The organism is Streptomyces sp. SAS_281 (genome assembly GCF_052542855.1).
Map to the genome: position 1 here is coordinate 53,787 of NZ_JBMNDO010000027.1, position 25,879 is coordinate 79,665.

Annotated in this window: 21 protein-coding genes; 14 read left to right on the plus strand and 7 right to left on the minus strand. The window is 70.8% G+C overall.

Going from position 1 to position 25,879, the window contains the following annotated elements; translation table 11 throughout:
- Positions 1–94: 94 nt before the first annotated feature.
- Positions 95–1,849, minus strand: a complete 1,755-nt coding sequence (locus tag ACN6LM_RS13065; protein WP_445065508.1) for an NAD+ synthase — start codon at positions 1,847–1,849, stop codon at positions 95–97.
- Positions 1,850–1,912: 63 nt separating this feature from the next.
- Positions 1,913–2,596 carry a DUF3105 domain-containing protein gene (locus tag ACN6LM_RS13070; protein ID WP_445065509.1) on the minus strand — a complete coding sequence of 228 codons (684 nt, stop codon included), beginning with the start codon at positions 2,594–2,596 and terminating at the stop codon, positions 1,913–1,915.
- A gap of 225 nt (positions 2,597–2,821) precedes the next feature.
- On the opposite strand from ACN6LM_RS13070, the gene glnA reads away from it, so the two are divergent.
- The 4 genes from glnA to ACN6LM_RS13090 all read left to right on the plus strand — a co-directional run bounded on the left by glnA (position 2,822) and on the right by ACN6LM_RS13090 (position 7,423).
- Complete coding sequence (gene glnA, locus ACN6LM_RS13075) at positions 2,822–4,183, plus strand: type I glutamate--ammonia ligase (RefSeq protein ID WP_018103490.1); 1,362 nt, start codon at positions 2,822–2,824, stop codon at positions 4,181–4,183.
- Positions 4,184–4,300: 117 nt separating this feature from the next.
- Positions 4,301–5,290, plus strand: coding sequence for a CehA/McbA family metallohydrolase (locus ACN6LM_RS13080; RefSeq protein ID WP_445065510.1), 990 nt, complete (start codon positions 4,301–4,303; stop codon positions 5,288–5,290).
- Positions 5,291–5,436: 146 nt separating this feature from the next.
- Positions 5,437–6,447 carry a sensor histidine kinase gene (locus tag ACN6LM_RS13085; RefSeq protein ID WP_445065511.1) on the plus strand — a complete coding sequence of 337 codons (1,011 nt, stop codon included), beginning with the start codon at positions 5,437–5,439 and terminating at the stop codon, positions 6,445–6,447.
- On the plus strand, positions 6,422–7,423 hold the full coding sequence (locus tag ACN6LM_RS13090) for a response regulator (RefSeq protein ID WP_445065512.1): 1,002 nt from the start codon (positions 6,422–6,424) through the stop codon (positions 7,421–7,423). The genes ACN6LM_RS13085 and ACN6LM_RS13090 overlap by 26 nt, the downstream gene beginning before the upstream one ends.
- Before the next feature lie 7 nt (positions 7,424–7,430).
- Here ACN6LM_RS13090 and ACN6LM_RS13095 read toward each other — a convergent pair whose 3' ends face one another.
- Positions 7,431–7,811: a contact-dependent growth inhibition system immunity protein gene (locus ACN6LM_RS13095; RefSeq protein WP_445065513.1), complete on the minus strand. Its 381-nt coding sequence runs from the start codon at positions 7,809–7,811 to the stop codon at positions 7,431–7,433.
- A gap of 334 nt (positions 7,812–8,145) precedes the next feature.
- Here ACN6LM_RS13095 and ACN6LM_RS13100 point away from each other — a divergent pair, with 334 nt between their 5' ends.
- Positions 8,146–8,328: a hypothetical protein gene (locus ACN6LM_RS13100; protein WP_445065528.1), complete on the plus strand. Its 183-nt coding sequence runs from the start codon at positions 8,146–8,148 to the stop codon at positions 8,326–8,328.
- Between the two features lie 147 nt (positions 8,329–8,475).
- Entirely contained in the window at positions 8,476–8,964 is a 489-nt protein-coding gene (locus ACN6LM_RS13105) for a DUF6882 domain-containing protein (protein ID WP_445065514.1), read from the plus strand.
- Between the two features lie 231 nt (positions 8,965–9,195).
- Here the strand turns inward: ACN6LM_RS13105 and ACN6LM_RS13110 are convergent, their stop codons facing one another.
- Positions 9,196–9,678 carry a hypothetical protein gene (locus ACN6LM_RS13110; RefSeq protein WP_445065515.1) on the minus strand — a complete coding sequence of 161 codons (483 nt, stop codon included), beginning with the start codon at positions 9,676–9,678 and terminating at the stop codon, positions 9,196–9,198.
- Between the two features lie 284 nt (positions 9,679–9,962).
- On the opposite strand from ACN6LM_RS13110, the gene ACN6LM_RS13115 reads away from it, so the two are divergent.
- Together ACN6LM_RS13115 and ACN6LM_RS13120 are read left to right on the plus strand one after the other, a co-directional pair.
- Positions 9,963–10,766 (plus strand): putative protein N(5)-glutamine methyltransferase, encoded by an 804-nt coding sequence (locus tag ACN6LM_RS13115; protein ID WP_445065516.1) that lies wholly within the window; start codon positions 9,963–9,965, stop codon positions 10,764–10,766.
- A gap of 142 nt (positions 10,767–10,908) precedes the next feature.
- Complete coding sequence (locus ACN6LM_RS13120; RefSeq protein WP_445065517.1) at positions 10,909–13,899, plus strand: bifunctional [glutamine synthetase] adenylyltransferase/[glutamine synthetase]-adenylyl-L-tyrosine phosphorylase; 2,991 nt, start codon at positions 10,909–10,911, stop codon at positions 13,897–13,899.
- Between the two features lie 63 nt (positions 13,900–13,962).
- Here the strand turns inward: ACN6LM_RS13120 and ACN6LM_RS13125 are convergent, their stop codons facing one another.
- Both ACN6LM_RS13125 and ACN6LM_RS13130 read right to left on the minus strand, forming a co-directional pair.
- Positions 13,963–14,916: a phosphatase PAP2 family protein gene (locus ACN6LM_RS13125; RefSeq protein WP_445065518.1), complete on the minus strand. Its 954-nt coding sequence runs from the start codon at positions 14,914–14,916 to the stop codon at positions 13,963–13,965.
- Positions 14,917–15,032: 116 nt separating this feature from the next.
- Complete coding sequence (locus ACN6LM_RS13130; RefSeq protein ID WP_445065519.1) at positions 15,033–16,097, minus strand: LacI family DNA-binding transcriptional regulator; 1,065 nt, start codon at positions 16,095–16,097, stop codon at positions 15,033–15,035.
- 371 nt (positions 16,098–16,468) lie between these two features.
- On the opposite strand from ACN6LM_RS13130, the gene ACN6LM_RS13135 reads away from it, so the two are divergent.
- The 5 genes from ACN6LM_RS13135 (at position 16,469) to ACN6LM_RS13155 (ending at position 22,541) form a co-directional block, all read left to right on the plus strand.
- Positions 16,469–17,746 carry an extracellular solute-binding protein gene (locus ACN6LM_RS13135; RefSeq protein ID WP_445065520.1) on the plus strand — a complete coding sequence of 426 codons (1,278 nt, stop codon included), beginning with the start codon at positions 16,469–16,471 and terminating at the stop codon, positions 17,744–17,746.
- A 21-nt stretch (positions 17,747–17,767) separates the two neighbouring features.
- Positions 17,768–18,784, plus strand: a complete 1,017-nt coding sequence (locus ACN6LM_RS13140) for a carbohydrate ABC transporter permease (protein WP_445065521.1) — start codon at positions 17,768–17,770, stop codon at positions 18,782–18,784.
- On the plus strand, positions 18,778–19,668 hold the full coding sequence (locus tag ACN6LM_RS13145) for a sugar ABC transporter permease (protein ID WP_445065526.1): 891 nt from the start codon (positions 18,778–18,780) through the stop codon (positions 19,666–19,668). Before ACN6LM_RS13140 ends, ACN6LM_RS13145 begins: the two co-directional genes overlap by 7 nt.
- A 90-nt stretch (positions 19,669–19,758) precedes the next feature.
- Entirely contained in the window at positions 19,759–21,486 is a 1,728-nt protein-coding gene (locus ACN6LM_RS13150; RefSeq protein WP_445065522.1) for a glycoside hydrolase family 13 protein, read from the plus strand.
- Positions 21,471–22,541 (plus strand): LacI family DNA-binding transcriptional regulator, encoded by a 1,071-nt coding sequence (locus tag ACN6LM_RS13155; RefSeq protein WP_405897441.1) that lies wholly within the window; start codon positions 21,471–21,473, stop codon positions 22,539–22,541. The genes ACN6LM_RS13150 and ACN6LM_RS13155 overlap by 16 nt, the downstream gene beginning before the upstream one ends.
- Before the next feature lie 147 nt (positions 22,542–22,688).
- On the opposite strand, the gene ACN6LM_RS13160 is transcribed toward ACN6LM_RS13155, so the two are convergent.
- Positions 22,689–23,507 carry a hypothetical protein gene (locus ACN6LM_RS13160; protein WP_445065527.1) on the minus strand — a complete coding sequence of 273 codons (819 nt, stop codon included), beginning with the start codon at positions 23,505–23,507 and terminating at the stop codon, positions 22,689–22,691.
- Between the two features lie 555 nt (positions 23,508–24,062).
- Here ACN6LM_RS13160 and ACN6LM_RS13165 point away from each other — a divergent pair.
- Complete coding sequence (locus ACN6LM_RS13165; protein WP_445065523.1) at positions 24,063–25,781, plus strand: carbohydrate-binding module family 20 domain-containing protein; 1,719 nt, start codon at positions 24,063–24,065, stop codon at positions 25,779–25,781.
- The last annotated feature ends 98 nt before the right edge of the window (positions 25,782–25,879 follow it).

Consider the following 25,879-nt stretch of genomic DNA (forward strand, 5'->3'; position numbering starts at 1 on the left):
GCGACGTCGGCGACGTCGGCCGAAAACAAGCTGTCCGGGGCCGAGGACAAACCCTCAGCCCCGGACGGGCTCACGTATCAGAGATCCGCGGGCTTCAGACCGCCTCGCGCCAACGATTCGTGATCGGCAGCCGCCGGTCCTTCCCGAACCCCTTCGGGGAGATCTTCGTCCCCGGCGGGTACTGCCGCCGCTTGTACTCCGCCGTATCGACCATCCGCAGCGTCTTCGCCACCAGCGCCCGGTCGAACCCGGCCGCGACGATCGCTTCGATGCCCTGGTCCCGGTCCACGTACAGCTCCAGGATCCGGTCCAGCACGTCGTAGTCCGGCAGCGAGTCCGTGTCCACCTGGCCCGGCCGCAGCTCGGCGCTCGGCGGCTTCGTGATGGACGCCTCCGGGATCGGCGGGGTCTGCCCGCGCTCCTCGGCGGCCCGGTTGCGCCACTTCGCCAGCCGGAACACCGACGTCTTGTACACGTCCTTGATCGGCCCGTACGCCCCGACGGAGTCCCCGTAGAGCGTCGAGTAGCCGACCGCCAGCTCCGACTTGTTGCCCGGAGCCAGGACGATCTGGCCCTCCTGGTTGGAGATGGCCATCAGCATCGTGCCGCGCAGCCGCGACTGCAGGTTCTCCTCGGCGAGCCCGGTGAGCCCCAGCGACCCCATGTACGCGTCGAACATCGGCTCGATCGGGACGGTCCGGAAGTTGAGCCCGGTGCGCCGGGCCAGCTCGGCCGCGTCGCCCTTGGAGTGGTCCGAGGAGTACTTGGACGGCATGGAGACCCCGTACACCTGCTGCGCGCCCAGCGCGTCGCAGGCGATCGCGGCGACCAGGGCCGAGTCGATGCCGCCGGAGAGCCCGATGAGCACGCTGGTGAAGCCGTTCTTCGCGGCGTAGGCCCGCAGGCCGACCACGAGGGCGGTGTACAGCTCCTCGTCGTCGTCCAGCCGGTCCGCGTAACCGCCGGCGAGCTCCGCCTCGTACGGCGGCAGCGGCTCCTCGGAGAGGACCACGTGGTCGATCCGCAGTCCGTCGGCGACCACGCCGGACGGCGCCTCGGCCGGGGCGGCGGGCAGGTCCAGGTCCAGGATCACGCTGCCCTCGGCGAACTGCGGGGCGCGGGCGATGACCTCGCCCTCCCGGTCGACCACGATCGAGTCGCCGTCGAAGACCAGTTCGTCCTGGCCGCCGATCATCGCGAGGTAGGCGGTCGTGCAGCCGGCCTCACGGGCGCGCTTGCGGACCAGTTCCAGCCGGGTGTCGTCCTTGTCCCGCTCGTACGGCGAGGCGTTGACCGACAGCAGCAGCCCGGCCCCGGCGGCGCGCGCGGCAGGGACCCGGCCGCCGTCCTGCCACAGGTCCTCGCAGATCGCGAGGGCGACATCGATGCCGTGCACGCGTACGACCGGCATCGAGTCGCCCGGTACGAAGTACCGGAACTCGTCGAAGACGCCGTAGTTCGGCAGGTGGTGCTTGGCGAAGTTCAGCGCGATCCCGCCGCGGTGCAGCACCGCGGCGGCGTTGCGCGGAGACCCGGCCGGCTGGCCGTAGCGCTCCGCCGCGAACTCCGATCGGTCGAGGTAGCCGACGAGGACGGGGATCTCCCCGAAGCCCTCCGCGTCGAGGCGGGCGGCGAGCGCGCGCAGCGCCGCGCGTGACGCCTCGACGAAGGACGACCGCAGGGCCAGGTCCTCGACGGGGTAGCCGGTCAGCACCATCTCGGGGAACGCCACGAAGTGGGCGCCCTGTTCGGCGGAGTGCCGGGTCCAGTGGACGATCGCCTCGGCGTTTCCGGCGAGGTCGCCGACGGTCGAGTCGATCTGATTCAGTGCGAGGCGTAGTTGAGGCACGCGACCCACTCTAATCGTCTGACTGACGCGATGTCCCGGCGGGCCGTGCGAAAGGGGGACCGGTCAGGAGCCGTCGAGGCCACCCGTGCAGGCGGCGCCGGGCTCGGGGGTCTGCGGCCCCTGCACGTAGTGCGCGAAGAACTGTGCCACGCGCGGGTCGTCCGCGCCGTCCACGGTGACCTGCTTGCCCCAGGCGCTCAGCATGATCGCGCCGGCCTGGTCCTGGTAGGGGCTCATGAGCGAGTACGGCGTCCTGGAGACCCGGTCGGCGAGCTTCTGGACGTCGGCGGCGGGGGCGTCGCCGGTGTACGTCACCCAGACCGAGCCGTGCTCCAGGGCGTGTACGGCGTTCACGTCGGGGATGGCCTTCTTGTAGACCTCGCCGTCGCAGTTCATCCAGACCGGGTTGTGGTCCCCGCCGACCGGCGGCTTCATGGGGTAGTGGACGTCGTCCGTCACGTGGTTGCGCGTGAGCTTCTTCGCGTCCCAGGACTTCTCGCCCTCGATCGGCCCGGTGGCCAGGTTCTCGTCCTTCTCACCGGCGGAGGGCGTGGGACCCTTCCCGTCGGCCGTCATCGAACTCTCCGAGCCGCCGGAGTCCTTGTCGAGGATCGTGTACGAACCGAAGGCGACGAGCCCGGCGACGACGACGGCGCCGAGGCTCACGGTCAGGATCCGGTTGCGGCGGTCCCGCGCGCGGTCGGCGTTGCGCATCTGCTCTATGCGGGCCCTGCGGTCGTAGCTCATTCGTGTGTGGTCCTTCTGCGAAGGGGGACGGGGACCGGGCGGCTCGGGGTGGGTGACGGGGCGGTTCCCGCCCGTGCACACCACGGGCGCCGATCGTAGTGGGTGGCCGAGTGCTCCATGTCACGTCGGGTGCGTAATCTGGGGGAAATCCGGGGTCGTGATACTGGAGTCTCTCCCCAGCCCCGGGAGGTGAGCACGGACCGTCTGAACTGCAAGGATGTGGCTATGGACAAGCAGCAGGAATTCGTCCTCAGGACCCTTGAGGAGCGCGACATCCGGTTCGTACGGCTGTGGTTCACCGATGTCCTCGGGTATCTGAAGTCCGTGGCGGTGGCGCCGGCCGAGCTGGAACAGGCGTTTGACGAGGGCATCGGCTTCGACGGCTCCGCGATCGAGGGCTTCGCGCGCGTCTACGAGTCGGACATGATCGCCAAGCCGGACCCGGGGACGTTCCAGATCCTGCCGTGGCGCGCGGAGGCGCCGGGCACGGCCCGGATGTTCTGCGACATCCTCATGCCGGACGGCTCACCGTCCTTCGCGGACCCGCGTTTCGTACTCAAGCGCATCCTGGCCAAGACCTCGGACCTGGGCTTCACCTTCTACACCCACCCGGAGATCGAGTTCTTCCTGCTGAAGGACAAGCCGGTCGACGGCACCCGGCCCACCCCGGCCGACAGCTCCGGCTACTTCGACCACACCCCGCAGAACGTCGGCATGGACTTCCGCCGCCAGGCGATCACGATGCTCGAATCCATGGGCATCTCGGTCGAGTTCAGCCACCACGAGGGCGCGCCCGGACAGCAGGAGATCGACCTGCGGTACGCCGACGCGCTGTCGACGGCCGACAACATCATGACGTTCCGCCTGGTCATGAAGCAGGTCGCGCTGGAGCAGGGCGTGCAGGCGACGTTCATGCCGAAGCCGTTCTCGGAGTACCCCGGCTCGGGCATGCACACCCACCTCTCGCTCTTCGAGGGCGACCGCAACGCGTTCTACGAGTCCGGTGCGGAGTACCAGCTCTCCAAGGTCGGCCGCTCCTTCATCGCGGGCCTCCTCCGCCACGCCGCGGAGATCTCCGCCGTCACCAACCAGTGGGTCAACTCCTACAAGCGCATCTGGGGCGGCTCGTCCCGCGCCGCCGGCGCCGGCGGCGAGGCGCCCTCGTACATCTGCTGGGGCCACAACAACCGCTCCGCGCTGATCCGCGTCCCCATGTACAAGCCCGGCAAGACCGGTTCGGCCCGCGTCGAGGTCCGCTCCATCGACTCCGGCGCCAACCCGTACCTGACGTACGCGGTCCTCCTCGCCGCCGGCCTCAAGGGCATCGAGGAGGGCTACGAACTCCCGGCCGGCGCCGACGACGACGTCTGGGCCCTCTCCGACGCGGAACGCCGCGCGATGGGCATCGAACCGCTGCCGCAGAACCTGGGCGAGGCGATCTCCCTGATGGAGAAGAGCGAACTGGTCGCGGAAACGCTGGGCGAGCACGTCTTCGACTTCTTCCTGCGCAACAAGAAGCGCGAGTGGGAGGAGTACCGCAGCGAGGTCACGGCCTTCGAACTGAAGGCACTGCTGCCGGTGCTGTAGGGGAGGCCGGCGGTTCAGGAAGCACGATGCGGGCGGGTCACCCGGTTCCACCGAGGTGGCCGCCCGCAGCCATGCCCGGCCCGCGCGACGTGCCGGCGCAGACCGTGGAGGGGGCTCATGCGGAGTCCGGACTTTCCGCCGTCGAAAGCCGTCGGGCGCGGAGCGGCCTGGTACCGGGGGGACTGCCACATCCACTCCGTTCACTCGGACGGAGCACTCACCCCGGAAGCGCTGGCCGCCGGGGCGCGCGCCGCCAAGCTCGACTTCATCGCGACGACGGAGCACAACTCGGCTGCGAAGCCGGGCACCTGGGGGCATCTGGCCGCTGACGACTTCCTGATCCTTCTGGGGGAGGAGGTGACCACGCGGACCGGGCACTGGCTCGCCCTCGGTGTCGCCCCCGGCGAGGTCGTCGACTGGAGCCACCGGCCCGGTGACGGACGGCTGGGCGAGTCCCTGGACCAGGTCCACCGGGCAGGTGGCGTGTGCGTGGTCGCGCACCCGCGTGCGCCGTACCCGTCGGGCGACTTCATGTTCCCGCTCCCCGGCTTCGACGTGGTGGAGGTCTGGAACGGTCTGTGGGCTTCCGACCGGCCCTGGAACGCCGACAACGAGGCGACCCTGGCCGAGTGGGGGCGGACCCTGGCAGCGGATGTCCGTACGGGCTCGTGGCGGCCGGCCATGGGCAACAGCGACACCCACCTGGAAGGGCAGATGGGGGTCCCGCACACCGTGGTCCTCGCCGAGGAACTGAGCGTGGCGGCGGTCCTGGCCGGTATCCGCGCCGGCCGCAGCTGGATCGCCGAATCGGCGGACGTGGAAGGGTCGTTCACCGCGCACGTCGATGGCCGGGTCGCCGGGCTGGGCGAGCGCCTCGCGACTCAGGGCGGGCGGGTGGAGGTCCGCGCGGCCGTACGAGGCGTGCCGGCGGGGGTCGTCAGCTTCCACACCGACCGGGGCGAGGTCCACCGGGCGTCGCTGCCCGATGACGGCACGGGGGCAGTGCGGTGGACCACGACGGCGGAGCGGTCGGCCTTCGTCCGCATCGAGGTCCGCCACCCCGGCGGGCAGGTCGCCGCCCTCACCAATCCGGTCATCCTCGATTGACGGGTCGTCCCTTGCCGCGACTTCTCCTGCCGCCGGCCTGTCCCGGCAGCGCGAGTTGAGGGCGGCACGCCCCCACTTTGTTTCGGCGGTGCGGTGACGGCGCCGGGAAATGCGGCCTAATCTGGGCGCGTTGCCGAGGGAGGGCCATGAGCGAGACCGTCACCGGACTCTTGTCGGGGGGGACTGCGGGTGTCGTCGCGGTGGTGGCCATGTGGTTCGCCGTCAGGCAGTCCAGGCAGACGGACGAAAGGACGTACGAACTCGCCAGGTCGATCGAGGCGATGCGGGAGATCCTGCGCCTGCAGGAGTACGAGGCGTCGGAGGCGGCCAGGTCTCAGCGTTTGGTCCCGGAGCTGCTTGAACGCCTGCCCGATGAGATCGCCTTCCGGGTGGGGCAGGACATGAAGCGCCGGACGCAGCGCGTCACCAACGTGACAGCCGACGTCGTCCACCTGAGCTCGGCCGACGTGAGCGGCGAACGGGCCAGGCTGACACAGGAGATCGCCCACTCGCTCGGCACCCCGCTGGCCCAGATCGAGGCCGCGGCGCTGTCCATGGAGTCCCTCTCGGCGGGTGGGGACGAGACTGCGGAGCGCGCTGTCCGGCGCATCCGGGAGGGCGTCGAGATATGCAAGTGCTTCATCAACGCGTACAGGAACTACGGAAGCCTTCAGAAGGGTGTGGGGGAGTCCTTCACGGGCGTGGGTGCGGACGCGCTGATCATGGCGCTCGATTTCTACTCGGATGCGGCCGGTAAACCGATCAACGCGGAGGTCGGTGAAATTCCCGAGTCTTTCGCCGGATACTCGAACGACTTCGTCATCGCCGCACTTCTGCCGCTTCTCGAAAACTCCGTCGACGCGTCTCCGGAGCGTGGACGGATCGCGGTGGAATTCGCGAGAGGGCCGGAGGCCATCTCCTTCACCATCTCCAACACGTGCGCGAGCGGACCGCCGGGCGGCGAGGTGTTCGACCGGGGATACACGACCAAGAACGGGCATCAGGGCGTGGGGCTGTCCGTGAGCAAGGGCCTGATCGAGGGCTACGCGGGCGGCGAGATCACGATGGACGTGGACGGCGACGAGGTCACGTTCACCGTTGCGTTGCCCTTCCGGAGAGAGGAGGACGGCGATGTACTCGGTACTGGTGGTCGATGACTCGCGCAGCATGGCCAATCAGCTCGCCGACCTGATCGCCGTGCAGACCGGCTTCCGCGTGCTGGCCTGCAGCAGGCCGGAAGACGCCCTCGCGGCCGTCCAGGAGCACCCGATCCGGGTCGCCCTGCTGGACCAGCGGATGCCGGTCAAGAGCGGCACCGAGCTCTACCGCGAGCTTCAGCAGGTGAACCCCGCGCTCAAGGCCGTGATGGTCACCGGAGAGGCGAGCAGGCAAGAGGTCGGTCTGGCGATGACTCTCGGGTTCTCGGATTACCTCGCCAAGGGCGACATCGCGAGTATTTCCGAGGTAGTCCTCAAATGGCATACCCAGTACGAGGTGGACCGGGCCGCTCAATGGCGTGTCGGTGCCCCTGAAATCCTCCATTCGGAACGGAGGAAATACCTGCTCTTCGGCGACAGGGTCAGGTACTACCTGTCCGGCGTCCAAGTCCTCGACGAAGCGTACGTACTTCCGGGGAGCTGGGGCACGGTCCAGCAGATCAACGCGGGCCAGGAGAAGAAGTACACGTACAGCACGTCCGTCAAAGAGACGTTCATCGTGGAGACGTCCCAGCAGTACAACGCCAAGGGGAGCCTGGCGGCGGACGTCGCGAGGAGAACGAAGGCCGGCGCACGCATCGAGGCGGCGGTCACCCGGATCGTGAAGAAGGCCCGGACGACCGATACGACGGCCACGGCGTCGACGGAGGAAACGTACCGGCTTCCCGAGGAGTCGTCCGACCCGGCGGAGAACTACGTGAAGTCCCGCCACATCGAGTGCGCCCCCGTCTACAAGAAGCTGCGCCTCTCCTTCGTGAAGGCGTGCACCTGTTGCCGTGAGGACACCTCGGTCCCGTTGGTGGTGCTGGTGTTCGACGACGCCTACGCCACCAGGCACACGGACTACTACCGCGACGGAACGTCGGAGGTCATCGAAACGGGCCACATCCGCCGCCCCGCCCCCGACACCGCGTAGCCCGGCCCTACCGGGAGCTCCGCCGACGCCCGTACGCGGACTCGGGCAGAGCCGAGACGACGGCACACAACTGCTCCGCGAGTTCCGGCGCCAGGTCCCAGACGGCCGCCGGCACATTCACGGTGGCCAGCAGCAGGTCGCCCTCGTAGAAGCAGGCGTCGAGCAACGGCTCCTCCAGCAACAGGCGCACGGCGAGTGGGACGACGTACGGCAGCGCCACCCCCTGCGAGACGAGCATCCGCAGATCCGCCGCCCGCAGTCCGTGCAGCGGTACGCGCCGCAGCGCGTGCACCGTCCGCACCAGGTGGGTCGTGGCGGAGGGCGGATCCGGCCAGCGCGGCGGATCCAGCTCATCGAGGGTCCGGTCGAGGTGCAGCAGGATGTTCATGGCGCTCATTGTCGGCCCCGCCCCAGGTGTGCCGGCCGGCGTGCCCGAGCAGACGTTGCAGGAAGCGCTGATGCAGACTGCGCCGGCGTCCGGACCGTCCTACCGGCGACGTGCGGCGGTGCTCGTGGACCTGGCTGCCGGCGGCGCGACCCCGACCAAGTGGTCGCGTACGGAACCGAAGCCCTCGGCTTGGCGCGCACCTCGGGGTCCGGCTATGTCGCCCGTGGCTTCGTGCCCTGCGCGACGAGCTCGGGCCCCTGAACGGCGACCGACGTGTGGCGGAGCCCGGGGCGGAGATCGGTGTGCTCAACACACGGTGAAGAGAGGCGTGTTCATGTCGCAGACCGAAGGTGCGCGGCTGTTTCGGGAGAGTTGGATCGCCGGTGTGCGGCGGCACTTTCCCGGGGAGCCGAAGGCCGGGTACGTCGCCGACCGGGATGCGTCGCCCGCGTGGCAGCGGGAGACCGACGCCGACATCTTCGATGCCATTGAGGCCGTGCGGCCGCTTGCGGTGTAGCGGAGCGGTCGACGCCGGCATCGTTCAGGGACCGTCATTGATGAGCCGCAAGCGGTCCGTCCGGGCACCGGCAAGTCCGGGCCCGGGAAGTCCGGCCACTGGTCAGGGTGGCAGGATCTTGCCGACAGTTCCGCACGAGGAGGCAACGTGGGCGACCGCTCGACGCATGACCACTCCGGCTGGGAAGCGGTCGTGCTCGCGGCCCGGGAGCGTGCCCGCTCGCGACAGGCACTCATGGTCGAGCGCTTCGGCCTGTCAGGAGACGTGCAGTACGACTGGTCGATGGACGACGCGCGGATCACGTGGTCCCGTGACGGCGAGGTCTTCCTCACCGGCCGACTCACCGTGATCGGCAGCGTCAGCCCGGCCCAGCAGACCTGGCTGTGGTCCTGGGCGAACGAGTCGCTCCCCTGTGCCGCCCTGGGCGACATGGAGAGGGTGCGACAGTTCGGCGAGGAGAACGGCTACCCCGTCCTTCCTTGGCCGGGCTTCACGTACGATCCCGAACTCGTCGCTGAGGCCCGGATGGTCGCGGCCTCCGTCCTCGACGCCGAGGGACTGTGGGCGGAGTCGACGGACGACGTGCAGCTCCACTTCCTGATCCATGACCTGGCGCTCACTGCCGGGCGACAGTGACGGTTGCACGGATCATCGAGCGCGTGGCGCGGTTTTCGCGGGAGCGGGCGGGGTGGCCGACACGGTCCGCGTGCTCGGGGAGGAGCACCGTGACACGCGATGGACCCGGAACGCGCTGACGATCCGGCGCGACAAGGCGGAGGGCGCCCCATGACCGGCCGGCGGGCGACGGCCGGCCTGCGCGCCCCAGGGGCCCCGAGGACCCGGCCTGGAGCGCGACCGGGACGGCGCCTAGCCGGCGGTGCGGCTGTGGCTCCGTTCCCGCCCGCCCAGCCGTCTGACGCGCCACTCGGGCAGCGGGTGGCGGGCCTCGGCCAGCAGGAAGTGCATCATGTCGATCAGCATGCGCCGAACAGCGGAGAGGGGGACGACCAGGTCCTCCCACTGGTTGTAGTGGGCGTGCAGCCGGATCCGGTCACCGGGGACGCGCTCCAGGGAGCAGCTCTCCACACCCAGCCGGAGCTCGTCGCCCGCTTCGATCCTGAGCCATTGCAGAAGGAAGGCCGAGGCCGTCCAGTCCGGCCCGCACTGGTCGACGATCTCCTCCGCTGCCCATCGCAACGCCTGAGGTGCGTCCTCGGGGGCTCTGATCAGAGTCCTTCCGAAGACCGGGGCGACCTGACGCACTGTGCCGCACTCGCCCGTGTCAGCGGCCGGGATCTCCTCCAGTCCGAAGACCCAGGCGCCGGCGGAAGAACTCGCTGGAACGCTCACATGGTTCATCATCCGGCAGTGTCGCGGACCGGAACGCAGGCGGGCCCGGGCCGGCGGCGGCGTACGCACGACCTCGGCGGCAGAACGGCGGCGACGAGTACCGGCCCGGCCGGCACCGGGACCTGAGGTAGTCTTTCGCATCCCCGCACGGGGACATGACCAAGGAGGTGGGACCCATTACCGCTGTTTCGACACGGGTGCTCCCCTCCCGCGAACGCGTGGCCGACCGGACCTAGGGCCTGCCGCGGAGCACCCCTCGGCGTTCCTCCGAAAGGCTCCGCACCATGTCCGTTCCGCTGTCACCGTCCGACCTGTCCTCCCTCGTCGCCACCCTCCGCGCCGCCGGCTGCGTCTTCGCCGAGGACGAGGCCGCGCTCATCGCCGCCACCGCCACCGGTCCCGCCCAGGTCGCCGCCATGGCCGAGCGGCGCGCCGCCGGGCACCCCCTCGAACACGTCCTCGGCTGGGCCGAGTTCGCCGGGCTGCGGATCGCCGTCGACCCCGGCGTCTTCGTCCCCCGCCGCCGCACCGAGTTCCTGATCGAGCAGGCCGTCGCCCTCGCCCCGGACCCGGCCGTCGTGGTCGACCTGTGCTGCGGGTCCGGCGCGCTCGGCGCCGCGCTCGCCGCCGCCCTGGGCCGGGTCGAGCTCCACGCCGCCGACGTCGAGCCCGCCGCCGTACGCTGCGCCCGGCGCAACATCGGGGACCGGGGGCGCGTCTACGAGGGCGACCTCTTCGCGCCCCTGCCCGGCGCCCTGCGCGGGCGCGTCGACGTGCTCCTCGCCAACGTGCCGTACGTCCCGACCGGCGACGTCGCCCTCCTCCCCGCCGAGGCCCGCGTCCACGAACCGCTCGTCGCACTCGACGGCGGCGGCGACGGTCTCGACGTCCTGCGCCGGGTCGCCGCGGAGGCGCCCCGCTGGCTCGCCCCGGGCGGCAGCCTCCTGGCCGAGACGAGCGAGCGGCAGGCCGAGGCCGCGGAGAAGGTCCTGGCGGACGGCGGGCTCGTGGCGCGCGTCGTCTCCTGCGAGGAGCGGTACGCGACCGTCGTCACCGGGACGCCGCCGGTACGGCCCGCGGCGCCGTGACCGGGACGCCGAAGGCGCGGGGCGAAGCGCCCTGCCGGCACGGCCGTGCACCCGCACCCCGGCCGCTCCCCGCGCCCCGCGCCCGCACCGCCTAAACTCCGAAGGCTGGGAGCTGATCGGGCGGCGAGCGGGAGAGCGCGGGATGACCATGGTGCCGGGGCGCAGGAGCAGTACGTTCACCCGACTGCTGCGGCACGGTTTCACCGACCCGTCCGCCGCCGAGCGGCTGCTCGACCTGCCCGGCTTCGCGTCCGTACGCTCCGACTCCGTGCTCCTCGACGCGCTCGGGGCCACCGCCGACCCCGACCTCGCGCTGCGCGGCCTCGTCCGGCTGGTCGAGGCGGAGGAGTCGGGTGAGCGGCAGATCCTGCTGGACACCCTGGTCACCGCCAAGCCGCTGCGGGACCGGCTGCTCGGGGTCCTCGGCGCGTCGGAGGCGCTCGGTGACCACCTGGCCCGGCACCCCCGGGACTGGCAGGCCCTCGTCACGTACGAGGCCGCCGATCTGCACCCCGGGGTCGCCGAGTTCGAGGGGGAGCTGGCGGGGGCGGACGATCCGGACGCCCTGCGCGTCGGCTACCGGCGGTGTCTGCTGTCCATCGCCGCGCGGGACGTCTGCGGTACGACCGACGTCGCCGAGACCGCCGCCGAGCTGGCCGACCTCGCCACCGCGACCCTGCGCGCCGCCCTGCGCATCGCATCCGCCGCCGCCCCCGACGACGCCGCGCAGTGCCGGCTCGCGGTCGTCGCGATGGGCAAGTGCGGCGGCCACGAGCTGAACTACGTGTCCGACGTGGACGTCATCTTCGTCGCCGAGCCCGCCGACGGCGCCGAGGAGAGCAAGGCCATGCAGGCCGCGACCCGGCTCGCCTCGCACCTCATGCGGATCTGCTCCGACACCACCGTCGAGGGCACCATCTGGCCCGTCGACGCCAACCTCCGGCCCGAGGGCCGCAACGGCCCCCTCGTCCGTACGCTCTCCTCGCACCTCGCGTACTACCAGCGCTGGGCCAAGACCTGGGAGTTCCAGGCGCTGCTGAAGGCCCGGCCGGTGGCCGGGGACCGGGCGCTCGGCGAGGAGTACGTCGAGGCGGTGTCGCCGCTCGTCTGGCAGGCCGCGGACCGGGAGAACTTCGTCCCCGACGTCCAGAAGATGCGCCGCCGCGTGGTCGACACGATCCCCGCCGACCGCGTCGACCGGGAGCTGAAACTCGGCCCCGGCGGGCTGCGGGACGTCGAGTTCGCCGTTCAGCTCCTCCAGCTCGTGCACGGCCGCAGCGACCCCGCCCTGCGCAGCGGATCGACCCTGGAGGCGCTGGGGGCGCTCGCCGAGGGCGGTTACGTGGGGCGCGTCGACGCCGTACAGCTGGACGACGCCTACCGCTTCCTGCGCGCCATGGAGCACCGCATCCAGCTCTACCGGCTGCGCCGCACCCACCTCGTCCCCGACGAGGAGCCCGACCTGCGGCGCCTCGGCCGCTCCCTCGGGCTGCGCACCGACCCCATCGCCGAACTGAACCAGGCGTGGCGGCGCCACGCGTCCGTGGTGCGCCGGCTGCACGAGAAGCTGTTCTACCGGCCGCTGCTCGACGCCGTCGCCCAGCTCGCGCCCGGCGAGTCCCGGCTCAGTACCAAGGCCGCCACCGCCCGGCTCGTCGCCCTCGGCTACGAGGACCCGGCCGCCGCCCTCCGGCACCTGGAGGCCCTGTCGTCCGGGGTCTCCCGCAAGGCTGCCATCCAGCGCACCCTGCTGCCCGTGCTCCTCGGCTGGTTCGCGGACTCCGCCGACCCGGACGCCGGGCTCCTCGGCTTCCGCAAGGTGTCCGACGCGCTCGGCAAGACCCCGTGGTACCTGCGGCTCCTGCGCGACGAGGGGGCCGCGGCCGAGAACCTCGCCCGGGTCCTGTCGGCCGGCCGGCTCGCCCCGGACCTGCTGCTGCGCGCCCCCGAGGCCGTCTCCATCCTCGGCGACCCGCAGGGACTCGCCCCGCGCAGCCGGGACCACCTGGAGCAGGAGGTGCTGGCCGCCGTCGGCCGCGCGGACGACGCCGAGACGGCCGTCGCGGTGGTGCGCGGGGTGCGCAGGCGCGAGCTGTTCCGCACGACGGCCGCCGACCTCATCGGCTCGTACGGTACGGAGGACAGCCCCGCCGAGCCCGACCCCGGAGCCCTCGTGGACCGGGTCGGCAGCGCCGTCACGGACCTGAACGCCGTCACCATCGCCGGTGCGCTGCGGGCCGCCGTGCGCGCGGAGTGGGGCGACACCCTGCCGACCCGGTTCGCCGTCATCGGCATGGGACGGTTCGGCGGGCACGAGCTGGGATACGGCTCCGACGCGGACGTCCTCTTCGTGCACGAGCCCCGGGAGGGCGTGGACGAGCAGGAGGCGGGCCGGGCGGCGAACCGGGTGGTCTCCGAGATGCGGCGCCTGCTCCAGCTGCCCACCGCGGACCCGCCGCTGCTCATCGACCCCGACCTGCGCCCGGAGGGCAAGAACGGGCCCCTCGTACGCACCCTGAAGTCGTACGACGCGTACTACCGGCGCTGGTCCCTGGGCTGGGAGAGCCAGGCCCTGCTGCGGGCCGAGCCGATGGCCGGGGACATGGACCTGGGCGCGGAGTTCGTGGAGCTGATCGACCCCCTGCGGTACCCGGCGGACGGGCTGGGGGATGACGCCGTCCGCGAGATCCGGCGGCTCAAGGCCCGGATGGAGTCGGAGCGGCTGCCGCGCGGCGCGGACCCGACGCTCCACACGAAACTGGGGCGCGGCGGGCTCAGCGACGTCGAGTGGACGGTCCAGCTGATGCAGATGCGCCACGGCCACGAGGTGCCCGGCCTGCGGACCACCCGCACCCGCGAGGCGCTGGCCGCGGCGCGCGCGGCGGACCTGATCTCCGAGGACGACGCCCAGACCCTGGACGAGGCGTGGGTCCTGGCGACGAGGGTCCGCAACGCGGTGATGCTCGTACGGGGGCGCCCGGGCGACACGTTCCCCTCGGTCCCGCGCGAGCTCAGCGCCGTCGGGCGGTACCTGGGGTACGAGGAGGGGCATGTCGGGGACATGCTGGACGACTACCGCCGGGTCACGCGGCGGGCGCGGGGGGTCGTGGATGAGCGCTTCTACGGGGGGTGAGCGGTGGCGGAAGCAAGCCCCTCCGGCGATTGACGAGCGGGGTCCGGGGCGGAGCCCCGGGGGTCAGCGGCGGGTCGCCGCGGGCTCGCGATGGGGCTGCGCCCCCAGCGCGCCGAGGCGAGGGCGGTTCGACTTGCGCGGGATCCACCTGGGCAGCCGGTGCGGTAGCGACCCGTACCACGCGTACGACACCGCGTAGCCGAACGCCAGGCAGCCCATGCCGCCCACCGCGTCCAGCCAGAAGTGGTTCGCCGTCGACACGATCACCATCAGGGTGACCGCGGGGTAGAGCAGCCCCAGGATGCGCGCCCAGGGGGCGGAGGCCAGGGCGAAGATGGTGAGGCCGCACCAGAGGGACCAGCCGATGTGCATCGACGGCATGGCCGCGTACTGGTTGGACATGTTCTTGAAGTTGCCCGACGCCATCGAACCCCACGTCTGGTGGACCAGGACCGTGTCGATGAAGTGGCCGCCGTTCATCAGGCGGGGCGGCGCCAGCGGGTACAGGTAGTAGCCGAGGAGCGCGACGGCCGTGGTGGCGAACAGGGCCAGCCTGGCTGCCGCGTACCGGCCCGGATGCCGACGGAACAACCATACGAGCACACTGATCGTGACGATGAAGTGCAGCGTCGCGTAGTAGTAGTTCATCGACACGATGAGCCATGTCACGGAGTTCACCGCGTGGTTGACCGACTGCTCGACCGAGATGCCCAGGAAGCGTTCGACCGACCACAGCCAGTCCGCGTTGGCCAGGGCCGCGGCCTTCTGCTCCGGCACCGCGTTGCGCACCAGCGAGTACACCCAGTAACTCACCGCGACGAGCAGGATTTCGAACCAGAGGCGGGGCCGCCGGGGCGACCGTGGGGAGCGCAGCCGGGACACGACGTGATCGAGTGGTCTGTCGAGCGCTCTGCCCAGCCCGTGCACGCGACCGGACTGCTTGGTGTTCGCCTCGGGAGCCGCCTCGTTCACGATGGGTGACGGGGTGGCCTCCGTGCGGCCTTCCTGTCGTTTCACGCTCAATTCACCCATAGGCACAGAGTCTGCCAGATTTGCCTTCTCTGCCCGATGATCCTCCGGCGGAGCGCGAGTTGCACGTCCGGCGGCGGTGCCCAGGGTGTGCGACGGGCCGGTTACGCCCTCGCGTGCGATCCTGGAAGGGCGGCGGGGGCGGCCGCGTCCTGGCCGGGGCCCGCCGCGGTGGAGCCGCGTACCACCAGCTCCGGCATGAAGACGAACTCGCTGTGCGGCGCGGGCGTGCCGCCGATCTCCTCCAGGAGCGTGCGCACCGCGGCCTGGCCCATCGCCGTCACCGGCTGGCGGATCGTGGTCAGCGGCGGATCGGTGAACGCTATGAGCGGCGAGTCGTCGTATCCCACCACCGACAGGTCGCGCGGGACCTCGCGGGAGAGCCGGCGGGCGGCCCTGATCGCGCCCAGCGCCATCATGTCGCTCGCGCACACCACCGCCGTGCAGCCCCGCTCCATCAGGGCGGAGGCGGCGGCCTGGCCGCCCTCCAGCGTGTAGAGGGAGTGCTGGATCAGCTCCTCGACCTCGTCCGCCGTCAGGTTCAACTGCTCGCGCATCGTGGCGTGGAAGCCCTCGATCTTGCGGAGCACCGGCACGAAGCGCTTCGGGCCGACCGCGAGCCCGATCCGGGTGTGGCCCAGCGACACCAGATGCGTCACCGCGAGCCGCATCGCGGCCCGGTCGTCCGGCGAGATGAAAGGTGCCTGCACCTTGGGCGAGAAGCCGTTGACCAGGACGAAGGGGACGCCCTGGGCGCGCAGTTGCTCGTAACGCCCCATGTCCGCCGAGGTGTCGGCGTGCAGCCCGGAGACGAAGATGATCCCGGAGACGCCCCGGTCGACCAGCATCTCGGTCAGCTCGTCCTCGGTGGAGCCGCCCGGGGTCTGGGTCGCGAGGACCGGGGTGTAGCCCTGCCGGGTCAGCGCCTGCCCGATGACCTGGGCGAGTGCCGGGAAGATCGGGTTCTCCAGCTCGGGCGTGATCAGGCCGACGAGCCCCGCGCTGCGCCTGCGCAGCCGTACGGGCCGTTCGTAGCCGAGTACGTCGAGGGCGGCGAGTACGGATTCACGGGTGGCAGCGGCTACCCCGGGCTTGCCGTTCAGTACGCGGCTGACCGTCGCTTCGCTGACCCCCGCCTGAGTTGCGATATCGGCAAGCCGTGCGGTCATGGCAATGGACTGTACCGGGAGCGGGTCGGATTGCCCACCATGCACAGGAATCGGGCGGGACCGGCCGCCCCGGGGCGCCCGGAGCGGCGCCTCGTCGTATCCGGCGGCAACATCTTGCAAGGTCTTGCGGTCCCCGTTTGCCGGCTGCGGTCAGATCGTCGCACTGCGGAATCAGGGCTGGTGGGCCCTCTGTGGCAGGGATCGGGGAGTTTCGTCAAGTGGCTTGACGGCAACCTTGAGGACACGCCAATGTAACGATCGCCGGTGCTTGCAGAAATCTTCCGCAAAGTCTTTCGGTCGTCTTTCATCCTTGTTACGTTCACGTCGACCCGGCGCCGCGACGGAGCGGTACGGCAGTTGAAGGAGTTCAGATGCGACGTGGCATAACGGCCACCGCCCTGGTCGCGGCCCTGGCGCTCGCGGCGACCGCCTGCGGCAGCGATGACGACAAGTCCGACGGCGGTTCCAAGAGCTCGGGCGAGCTCTCCGGCACCGTGACGTGGTGGGACACCTCCACCGCGGGCAGCGAGGACAAGGTCTTCAAGAAGATCGCCGAGGGCTTCGAGAAGCTGCACCCGAAGGTCGACGTCAAGTACGTCAACGTGCCCTTCGGTGACGCGCAGAACAAGTTCAAGAACGCGGCGCAGGCCGGCTCCGGCGCCCCCGACGTGATCCGCTCCGAGGTCGCCTGGACCCCCGAGTTCGCGGACCTCGGCTATCTGGCCCCGCTGGACGGCACCTCCGCCCTGCAGAAGCAGGACGACTTCCTGAAGCAGGCCGCCGCGTCCACCAAGTACAACGGCAAGACGTACGCGGTGCCGCAGGTGATCGACTCCATGGGCATCTTCTACAACAAGAAGATGTTCAAGGAGGCCGGCGTCGAGGTCCCGACCACCATCGACGAGCTGAAGACCGTCTCCAAGAAGATCAAGGCGAAGACCGGCAAGACCGGCTTCTACCTGCGCGGCGACGACGCCTACTGGTTCCTGTCCTTCCTGTACGGCGAGGGCGGCGACATGGTCAACGCCGCCGACAAGACCGTCACCATCGATGACGCCGCCGGTGTCAAGGCCATGAAGGTCGTCAAGGACCTGGTCGACTCGGGCGCCGCCAAGACGGACGCCACGGACGGCTGGGAGAACATGCAGGCGTCGTTCAAGAACGGCGACGTCGCGATGATGATCAACGGCCCGTGGGCCGTCGCCGACACCTACACCGGCAAGGAGTTCAAGGACAAGGCCAACCTGGGCGTCGCCCCGGTCCCGTCCGGCTCCGCCGCGCAGGGTGCCCCGCAGGGCGGTCACAACCTGGCCGTCTACGCCGGTTCCAAGAACCTGGACGCCTCCTACGCCTTCGTCGACTACATGACCTCCGTCAAGACGCAGGCCCAGGTCACCAAGGAGCTGAACCTCCTGCCGACCCGTACCTCCGCCTACGCCGAGGAGCCGGTCGTCAACAACGAGATCGTCGGCTTCTTCAAGCCGGTCGTCGAGAGCGCCGTCGAGCGCCCCTGGATCCCGGAGACCGGCAGCCTCTTCGCGCCGCTCGTCACCGAGTACACCAAGGTCCTCACCGGCCAGACGACCCCGGAGAAGGCGGTCAAGACGACCGGCGACTCCTACCGCAAGCTCCTCAAGGGCTGGAAGTAACTCAGGAAGGCAGGCCGGCTGATGGCTGTCCACACCAGCCAGTCGGTGGTGAAGGCCGCGGGCGACGACGTCGCCCGCGGCCGGAGCCGCGGTACTGGTAACCCCCCGCCGCCGGGACGGATACGGCGGGCCCTGTCGACGCACTGGTACGCCTGGACGATGGTGGCCCCGGTCGTCGTCGTGATCGGCGTGATCATCGGTTACCCCCTGGTCCGCGGCATCTACCTGTCGCTGACCGACGCCAACGAGCGCAACGTCGCGCGGTCCATCGGTGTCAACCACCTGCCCGCCACGTACGACTTCGTCGGCCTGGACAACTACGCCGACGCGCTCACCGGCAACCAGTTCCTCGGCACGCTCGGGTGGACCCTGGTGTGGACGGTCTCCTGCGTGGCCATCACCTTCGGCCTCGGCATGGCCCTGGCCAACATCCTCAACCGGAAGATCGCCGGCCGCTCCGCGTACCGGATGGCGCTCATCCTGCCCTGGGCCATCCCCGGCTTCGTCTCCGTCTTCGCCTGGCGCTTCCTCTACAACCAGGACCGCGGGCTGCTCAACAAGATCCTCGCCGGCGGCGGCATCGACGGCATCGACTGGCTGGGCGACCCGACCATCGCCAAGGTCTCCGTCATCGTCGTCAACGTGTGGCTCGGCGTGCCGTTCATGATGGTCGCCCTGCTCGGCGGCCTCCAGTCCATCCCCAGCGAGCAGTACGAGGCCGCGGAGATGGACGGCGCCACCGCCTGGCAGCGCTTCCGCCACGTCACGCTGCCCGGACTGCGGCCGGTCTCCACGACCGTCATCCTGCTCTCCACCATCTGGACCTTCAACATGTTCCCGGTGATCTTCCTGCTCACCCGCGGCGGACCCGGCGAAGCCACCCAGATCCTGGTCACCCAGGCGTACAAGTTCTCCTTCGAGATCAGCCCGCGCGACTTCGCGCAGTCCTCCACGTGGGGCGTGCTGATCCTCGTACTCCTGCTGATCTTCGCCGCGGTCTACCGGCGAGTCCTGCGCACCCAGGGAGACGACTGGTGACCACCGCACCCACCCCCACCGCACGGCACTCCGCGCAGCGCCCTGCCAAGGTCCGGCCGCGCGGCGAGCGTTCGCCGCTGGCCTCCACCGCACTGCACCTGACGCTGATCGTCGCGTCCGTGATCGCCGTCTTCCCCGTGCTGTGGGTCCTGCTCACCTCGCTGAAGCCCGCCGAGTTCGCCACCACCACGGACTTCTTCAAGGACACGACGTTCGAGAACTACACGAACCTCATCAAGGACACGAAGTTCCTGACCTGGTTCGGCAACTCGCTGATCGTCGCGGGCCTCACCACGCTCATCGGCGTCATCGTCTCGGCCTCCACCGGCTACGCCGTCAGCCGCTTCCGTTTCCCCGGCAAGCGCGGGCTGATGTGGACGCTGCTGATCACCCAGATGTTCCCGGTCGCCGTCCTCATCGTGCCGATCTACAACATCATGGCCGGCATGGGGCTGCTCAATAAGCCCGCCGGTCTCGTCATCACGTACCTGACCATCTCGGTGCCGTTCTGCGCCTGGATGATGAAGGGCTTCTTCGACACCATCCCGCGCGAGATCGACGAGTCCGGGCAGGTCGACGGACTCACCCCGTTCGGCACGTTCTGGCGGCTCATCCTGCCGCTGGCCAAGCCGGGCCTCGCGGTCACCGCGTTCTACTCCTTCATCACCGCCTGGGGCGAGGTGGCGTACGCGTCCGCCTTCATGGTCGGCGAGGACAACCTCACCCTCGCGGGCGGCCTCCAGCTGTTCGTCAACCAGTACGGCGCCCAGTGGGGCCCGATGACCGCCGCGTCCGTACTGATCGCGATACCCGCGGCCCTGGTGTTCCTGTTCGCGCAGAAGCACCTCGTCACCGGCATGTCCGCCGGAGCCGTCAAGGGCTGAGCACGCCCGCACGCACGCACCAGTCACGGTGGCGCCGGAATCCCGACCCGGTCCCGGCGCCGCCCCCCACCCAGACACCCCAGGGACGACATGACCCAGCACCTCGCTGCCCCCTCCACCGGTACGTCCGACGACGCCGCCGGCCACCGCACCGGCTGGTGGCAGGACGCGGTGATCTACCAGGTCTATCCGCGCAGCTTCGCCGACGGCAACGGCGACGGCATGGGCGATCTCGCAGGCGTACGCGGCAGACTCCCCTACCTCAAGGAGCTCGGCGTCGACGCGGTCTGGCTCAGCCCGTTCTACGCGTCCCCGCAGGCCGACGCCGGGTACGACGTCGCCGACTACCGGGCCATCGACCCGATGTTCGGCAGCCTGCTCGACGCCGACGCGCTGATCCGCGACGCCCACGGACTGGGCCTGCGGATCATCGTCGACCTGGTGCCCAACCACTCCTCCGACCAGCACGAGTGGTTCAAGCGCGCACTCGCCGAGGGCCCGGGCTCCGCCCTGCGCGACCGCTACCACTTCCGCCCCGGCAAGGGCGCGAACGGCGAACTCCCGCCCAACGACTGGGAGTCCATCTTCGGCGGCCCCGCCTGGACCCGCACGGTGAACCCGGACGGCACCCCCGGCGAGTGGTACCTCCACCTCTTCGCGCCCGAGCAGCCCGACTTCAACTGGGAGCACCCGGCCGTCGCCGACGAGTTCCGCTCGATCCTGCGCTTCTGGCTCGACATGGGCGTCGACGGCTTCCGCGTGGACGTCGCGCACGGCCTGGTCAAGGCCGAGGGACTGCCGGACCTCGGCACCCACGACCAGCTGAAGCTGCTCGGAAACGATGTCATGCCGTTCTTCGACCAGGACGGGGTGCACGAGATCTACCGCAGCTGGCGCACCATCCTGGACGAGTACCCCGACACGATGGGCCCCGCAGGGCCTTCCGCAGAAGGGCGGGGGCGGGCGACGGGTGGGCGGATCGCGGTGGCCGAGGCGTGGACGCCCACCGTCGAGCGCACCGCCAACTACGTGCGCCCCGACGAGATGCACCAGGCGTTCAACTTCCAGTACCTGGCCACCGCCTGGGACGCCGCAGCGCTCCGCGAGGTCATCGACAGCTCGCTCGACGCCATGCGGCCGGTCGGCGCCCCCACCACCTGGGTGCTGTCCAACCACGACGTCACCCGGCACGCCACCCGGTTCGCCAACCCGGCGGGCCTCGGCACCCAGATCCGCACCCCCGGCGACCGCGAGCTGGGCCTGCGCCGGGCCCGCGCGGCCACGATGCTGATGCTGGCGCTGCCCGGCTCCGCCTACGTCTACCAGGGCGAGGAGCTCGGCCTGCCCGACGTCACCGACCTGCCCGACGAGGCCCGCCAGGATCCGTCGTTCTTCCGGGCCGACGGCCAGGACGGCTTCCGCGACGGCTGCCGCGTCCCGATCCCGTGGACCCGCGAGGGCTCCTCGTACGGCTTCGGCGCGGGCGGCAGCTGGCTCCCGCAGCCCACCGGCTGGGGCGAGCTGAGCGTCGAGGCGCAGACCGGCGCGGCCGGCTCCACCCTGGAGCTGTACCGGGCCGCCATCGCCGCCCGCCGGGCGCACCCCGGGCTCGGCGCGGGCGCCGAGGTGCGCTGGCTGGACGTTCCGGAGGGGCTGCTCGCGTTCGCCCGCCCCGGGTTCGTCTGCACCGTCAACACCACCGGCGCCCCGGTCCGCATCCCCGCGCAGGGGACGGTCCTGCTGTCCAGCGCGCCGGTCCGGGCCGACGGCGACACGGTCGAGCTGCCCGCGGACACCGCGGTGTGGTGGACGGTGTGACGACCGTCCCCCTGCCACGGGGCCCCGGCGCGGGCGGTGCGCTGCGGCTGTCGGACATCGCCGGCCAGGCGTCCGTCAGCGAGGCGACCGTCAGCCGGGTCCTCAACGGCAAGCCGGGCGTCGCGGACACCACGCGTCAGCGGGTGCTCGCGGCGCTCGACATCCTGGGCTACGAACGGCCCGTGCGGCTGCGGCAGCGCAGCGCCGGGCTCATCGGGCTGGTCACCCCCGAGCTGACCAACCCGATCTTCCCGGCGTTCGCCCAGTCCGTGGAACAGGTGCTCGCCGGGCACGGCTACACGCCGGTGCTCTGCACCCAGCTGCCCGGCGGCGCCACCGAGGACGAGCTGGTCGAGCAGCTGGTCGAGCGCGGCGTCGGCGGCATCGTCTTCCTGTCCGGGCTGCACGCCGACACCTCGGCCGACCCGGCGCGCTACGCCGCGCTGTCCGAGCGCGGGGTGCCGTTCGTCCTGATCAACGGGTACAACGAACGGATCAGCGCGCCGTTCGTCTCGCCCGACGACACCGCCGCCGTGCGGATGGCCGTGAGCCATCTCGCCGAACTCGGCCACCGCCGGGTCGGCCTGGCCATAGGGCCGCAGCGCTACGTCCCCTCCCGGCGGAAGCGGGACGGCTTCGTGGACGCCGCGGTCTCCGTGCTCGGCCTGGACCGGGCGGACGCCGAACTCCTGGTCTGCTCCACGCTGTTCAGCGTGGAGGGCGGCCAGGTCGCGGCGGGCGCGCTGCTGGACCGGGGGTGCACCGGCATCGTCTGCGGCAGCGACCTGATGGCGCTGGGCGTGGTCCGCGCGGCCCGGGACCGCGGGCTCGACGTGCCGCGCGATGTGTCCGTGGTGGGCTTCGACGACTCGCAGCTCATCGCGTTCACCGACCCGCCGCTGACCACGGTCCGCCAGCCGGTCCAGGCGATGGCGGCGGCCGCGGTGGGCGCGCTGCTGGAAGAGATCGGCGGCAGCCCCGTGCAGCGCACGGAGTACGTGTTCCAGCCGGAGCTGGTGGTCCGGGGCTCGACGGCGGCGCTGCGGAGCGCGTGAGCGGGCGGTGGAGGGGCCGGGTCCGGAGGGGGGACCCGGCCCTCACGCGTGTCCGGGAGCGGCGGTGCGCTGCCGGGACGCGGACGAAGACAGGTCCGCGCCCGGTCAGGGCCGTCCGGTGCGCATGGGCGCCGGTCCCGGGCCGGGTCAGCCCTCGCCGTCGCCGTCCTTGAAGAGGCGTACGGTGCCCAGGATCCGGCGGATCGTGGCGTCGGACACCTCGTCCTGGACGCCGTGCGCTCCGACGTAGGTCCACGAGACGAACCTGCCCTCCGCGTTCTTGAAGGCGAAGGTCACCGCCTTGCCGTCGGTGTCGCACGTGCCCTTCTTCGGCGTCCCGGACGAGGTGACGGTCACCAGGCTGCCCTCGACACCCGACTTCGTCCGGAACGACTCGGGCTCACCGACCGTGAGGCGCGAGCGGTCGGGCTGGGTGTAGAGGCCGTAGACCCAGGTCCTGGCGGTGTCCTCGGCGGCCCCGGCCGCGCTGGTGGCGCCCTGCTCGCCGGTGGTGCCGACCGAGGCGAGGGCGTACGTGTCGGGGGTGCCGTCCTCGGCGTCGTCGGACGTGCACCACTTCTCCTTGAGAACAGCCGGCGCCATCATGGCGACCAGCGGCTTCTCGTCGGGGTCGTCGTTCTCCGAGACGTAGCTCACCCAGTCCGCGGACTGGCGCTTCCAGGAGGCGGGCACGTCGAAGGTGATGCCGCGCTTGGCGTTGACCACCGTGTTCCAGCCGGGGACGAGCGGGTCCGAGCCGCCGCCTCCGGCCCCCCGGTCCGTGCCGTCGGTGCTCGCGGACGCGCTCGCGGTGGGCGCCGGCTGCGGGCCGGCCTCGTCGTTCCCGCCGTCGCGGAGGGCCAGGTAGCCCACCGCCGCGCAGGCCACGACGACCGCCGCGGAGGCGGCCACCACGGCGATCGTGGTCCGGTTGCGGCGGGGGCGGGGCGGTTCGGGGGCGTTCATGCCGACCGTGGGGGCGGCGTGCCAGTCGGGGCCGCCCCGGCCGGGTCCCGCCGGGGGCGAACTGTGCTGCACGCCCGGCGTGTTCGGCTGATCGGGGGACGACTGCTCTCCTGGCCACATGGGGGCGAGCCTAGCCGCGGCCCGGGAACGGTTCGTTGCCCGGGGCGGGCGGTCACAGGAGAGGCACCGGCAGTCGGCCCGGTCGGGCCGGCGGGGAGGTGTGACTGCCGGTGCCTCTCATGTCCTGACCGGTCCGGCCGGCCGGGCGCGTGGGGCCCGGGGTAACGGGACCCCCGGCCGACCGGACCGGAGTCGGGAGAAACGTAACAGGGCTGCAATGTCTTGCGTAAGACCTTGCAGGAAGAAATCTGCGGTATTTCGTGGATGTGAGCGGGCGGTGTCCAAAGGGTTGACCGGGACCTGCCGGGCTCGTACGGTCTCGCTGCGGCAAGGTTTGCATTCTTGCAGCAAGAACCTTCAGGAGCCTTGAGGGCAGGGCGCGTTGCCGATGAGGCTGCACCGTCACCCGCATTTCCCCCACAGCAGGAGGAAAACATGGCCAGCAGACCCCTGTCTGCCGCGCTCGCCCTCGTCGCGGGAGCCGCCGCCCTCGTGGTCCCCGCCACGACGGCCGAGGCGTCCGCCCCGGGCACCAAGGACGTCACCGCCGTCCTCTTCGAGTGGAAGTTCGACTCGGTCGCCAAGGCGTGTACGGACACCCTCGGCCCCGCCGGATACGGCTTCGTCCAGGTCTCGCCGCCCCAGGAACACATCCAGGGCGGCCAGTGGTGGACCTCGTACCAGCCGGTCAGTTACAAGATCGCCGGACGGCTCGGCGACCGCACGTCCTTCGCCCACATGGTCAGCACCTGCCACAGCGCGGGCGTCAAGGTGGTCGCGGACTCGGTCATCAACCACATGACCAGCGGTTCGGGCACCGGCACGGGCGGCACCTCGTACACGAAGTACAACTACCCCGGGCTGTACTCCTCGTACGACATGGACGACTGCACCTCCGAGATCAACAACTACGGCAACCGCGCCAACGTCCAGAACTGCGAACTGGTCGGGCTCGCCGACCTGGACACCGGTGAGGACTACGTACGCGGGAAGATCGCCGGCTACCTCAACGACCTGCTCTCGCTCGGCGTCGACGGATTCCGCATCGACGCCGCCAAGCACATGCCCGCCGGCGACCTCGCCAACATCAAGTCCCGGCTGAGCAACCCCAACGCCTACTGGAAGCAGGAGGCGATCTACGGGGCCGGCGAGGCAGTCTCGCCCGACGAGTACGCCGGGAACGGCGACGTACAGGAGTTCCGCTACGCCCGCGGCCTCAAGCAGGTGTTCAACAACGAGAACCTCGCCAATTTGAAGAACTTCGGCGAGGGCTGGGGCTTCATGTCCTCCTCCAAGGCCGCGGTGTTCGTCGACAACCACGACACCGAACGCAACGGGGAGACGCTGAACTACAAGAACGGCGCCGACTACACGCTCGCCAGCGTGTTCATGCTGGCCTGGCCCTACGGCTCGCCCGACGTCCACTCCGGCTACGAGTGGTCCGACAAGGACGCCGGCCCGCCCAACGGCGGCACGGTGAACGCCTGCTACAGCGACGGATGGAAGTGCCAGCACGCCTGGCGCGAGATCTCCTCCATGGTCGGCTTCCGCAACACCGCGCGCGGTGAGGCCGTCACCGACTGGTGGGACAACGGCGGCGACCAGATCGCCTTCGGGCGCGGCTCCAAGGCGTACGTGGCGATCAACCACGAGGGCTCCTCGCTGACGCGTACGTTCCAGACGTCGCTGCCCGCGGGCGACTACTGCGACGTCCAGTCCGGCAAGGGGGTCACGGTCAACGGCTCCGGCCAGTTCACCGCGACCCTCGGCGCCGGCACCGCCCTCGCCCTGCACACCGGCGCCCGTACCTGCGGCGGCGGCTCCACCGACCCGACCGGCCCCGGCACGGAGACGGGCACCTCCGGCGCCTCCTTCGGTGTCAACGCCACCACCCAGCTCGGCCAGAACATCTGCGTCACCGGCAACCAGTCCGCCCTCGGCAACTGGAACACCGGCAGCGCGCTGAAGCTGGACCCGGCGACGTACCCGGTCTGGAAGCTCGACGTGAACCTGCCCGCCGGCACCACGTTCGAGTACAAGTACATCCGCAAGGACGCGAGCGGCAATGTGACCTGGGAGAGCGGGGCCAACCGCACGGCCACGGTGCCGTCCTCCGGCAGGGTCACGCTCACCTCGGACGTCTGGCGCGGCTGACCCCGGCCCCCATCGGCTGACCTCCCCCCCACCCGCCGGACGGGCCGGGATCGAGGAGATCACCGACCGGCTCCTGGCCGAGCAGGGCTGAGGAGCGG

Coding starts and splice junctions, on each gene's coding strand:
- ACN6LM_RS13090 (WP_445065512.1), top strand. CDS start 6,422: ATGTACTCGGTACTGGTGGTCGATGACTCGCGCAGCATGGCCAATCAG.
- ACN6LM_RS13160 (WP_445065527.1), bottom strand. CDS start 23,507: ATGAACGCCCCCGAACCGCCCCGCCCCCGCCGCAACCGGACCACGATC.
- ACN6LM_RS13165 (WP_445065523.1), top strand. CDS start 24,063: ATGGCCAGCAGACCCCTGTCTGCCGCGCTCGCCCTCGTCGCGGGAGCC.
- ACN6LM_RS13095 (WP_445065513.1), bottom strand. CDS start 7,811: ATGAACATCCTGCTGCACCTCGACCGGACCCTCGATGAGCTGGATCCG.
- ACN6LM_RS13100 (WP_445065528.1), top strand. CDS start 8,146: ATGTCGCAGACCGAAGGTGCGCGGCTGTTTCGGGAGAGTTGGATCGCC.
- ACN6LM_RS13115 (WP_445065516.1), top strand. CDS start 9,963: ATGTCCGTTCCGCTGTCACCGTCCGACCTGTCCTCCCTCGTCGCCACC.
- ACN6LM_RS13130 (WP_445065519.1), bottom strand. CDS start 16,097: ATGACCGCACGGCTTGCCGATATCGCAACTCAGGCGGGGGTCAGCGAA.
- ACN6LM_RS13140 (WP_445065521.1), top strand. CDS start 17,768: ATGGCTGTCCACACCAGCCAGTCGGTGGTGAAGGCCGCGGGCGACGAC.
- ACN6LM_RS13085 (WP_445065511.1), top strand. CDS start 5,437: ATGAGCGAGACCGTCACCGGACTCTTGTCGGGGGGGACTGCGGGTGTC.
- ACN6LM_RS13070 (WP_445065509.1), bottom strand. CDS start 2,596: ATGAGCTACGACCGCAGGGCCCGCATAGAGCAGATGCGCAACGCCGAC.
- ACN6LM_RS13080 (WP_445065510.1), top strand. CDS start 4,301: ATGCGGAGTCCGGACTTTCCGCCGTCGAAAGCCGTCGGGCGCGGAGCG.
- ACN6LM_RS13135 (WP_445065520.1), top strand. CDS start 16,469: ATGCGACGTGGCATAACGGCCACCGCCCTGGTCGCGGCCCTGGCGCTC.
- glnA (WP_018103490.1), top strand. CDS start 2,822: ATGGACAAGCAGCAGGAATTCGTCCTCAGGACCCTTGAGGAGCGCGAC.
- ACN6LM_RS13150 (WP_445065522.1), top strand. CDS start 19,759: ATGACCCAGCACCTCGCTGCCCCCTCCACCGGTACGTCCGACGACGCC.
- ACN6LM_RS13120 (WP_445065517.1), top strand. CDS start 10,909: ATGACCATGGTGCCGGGGCGCAGGAGCAGTACGTTCACCCGACTGCTG.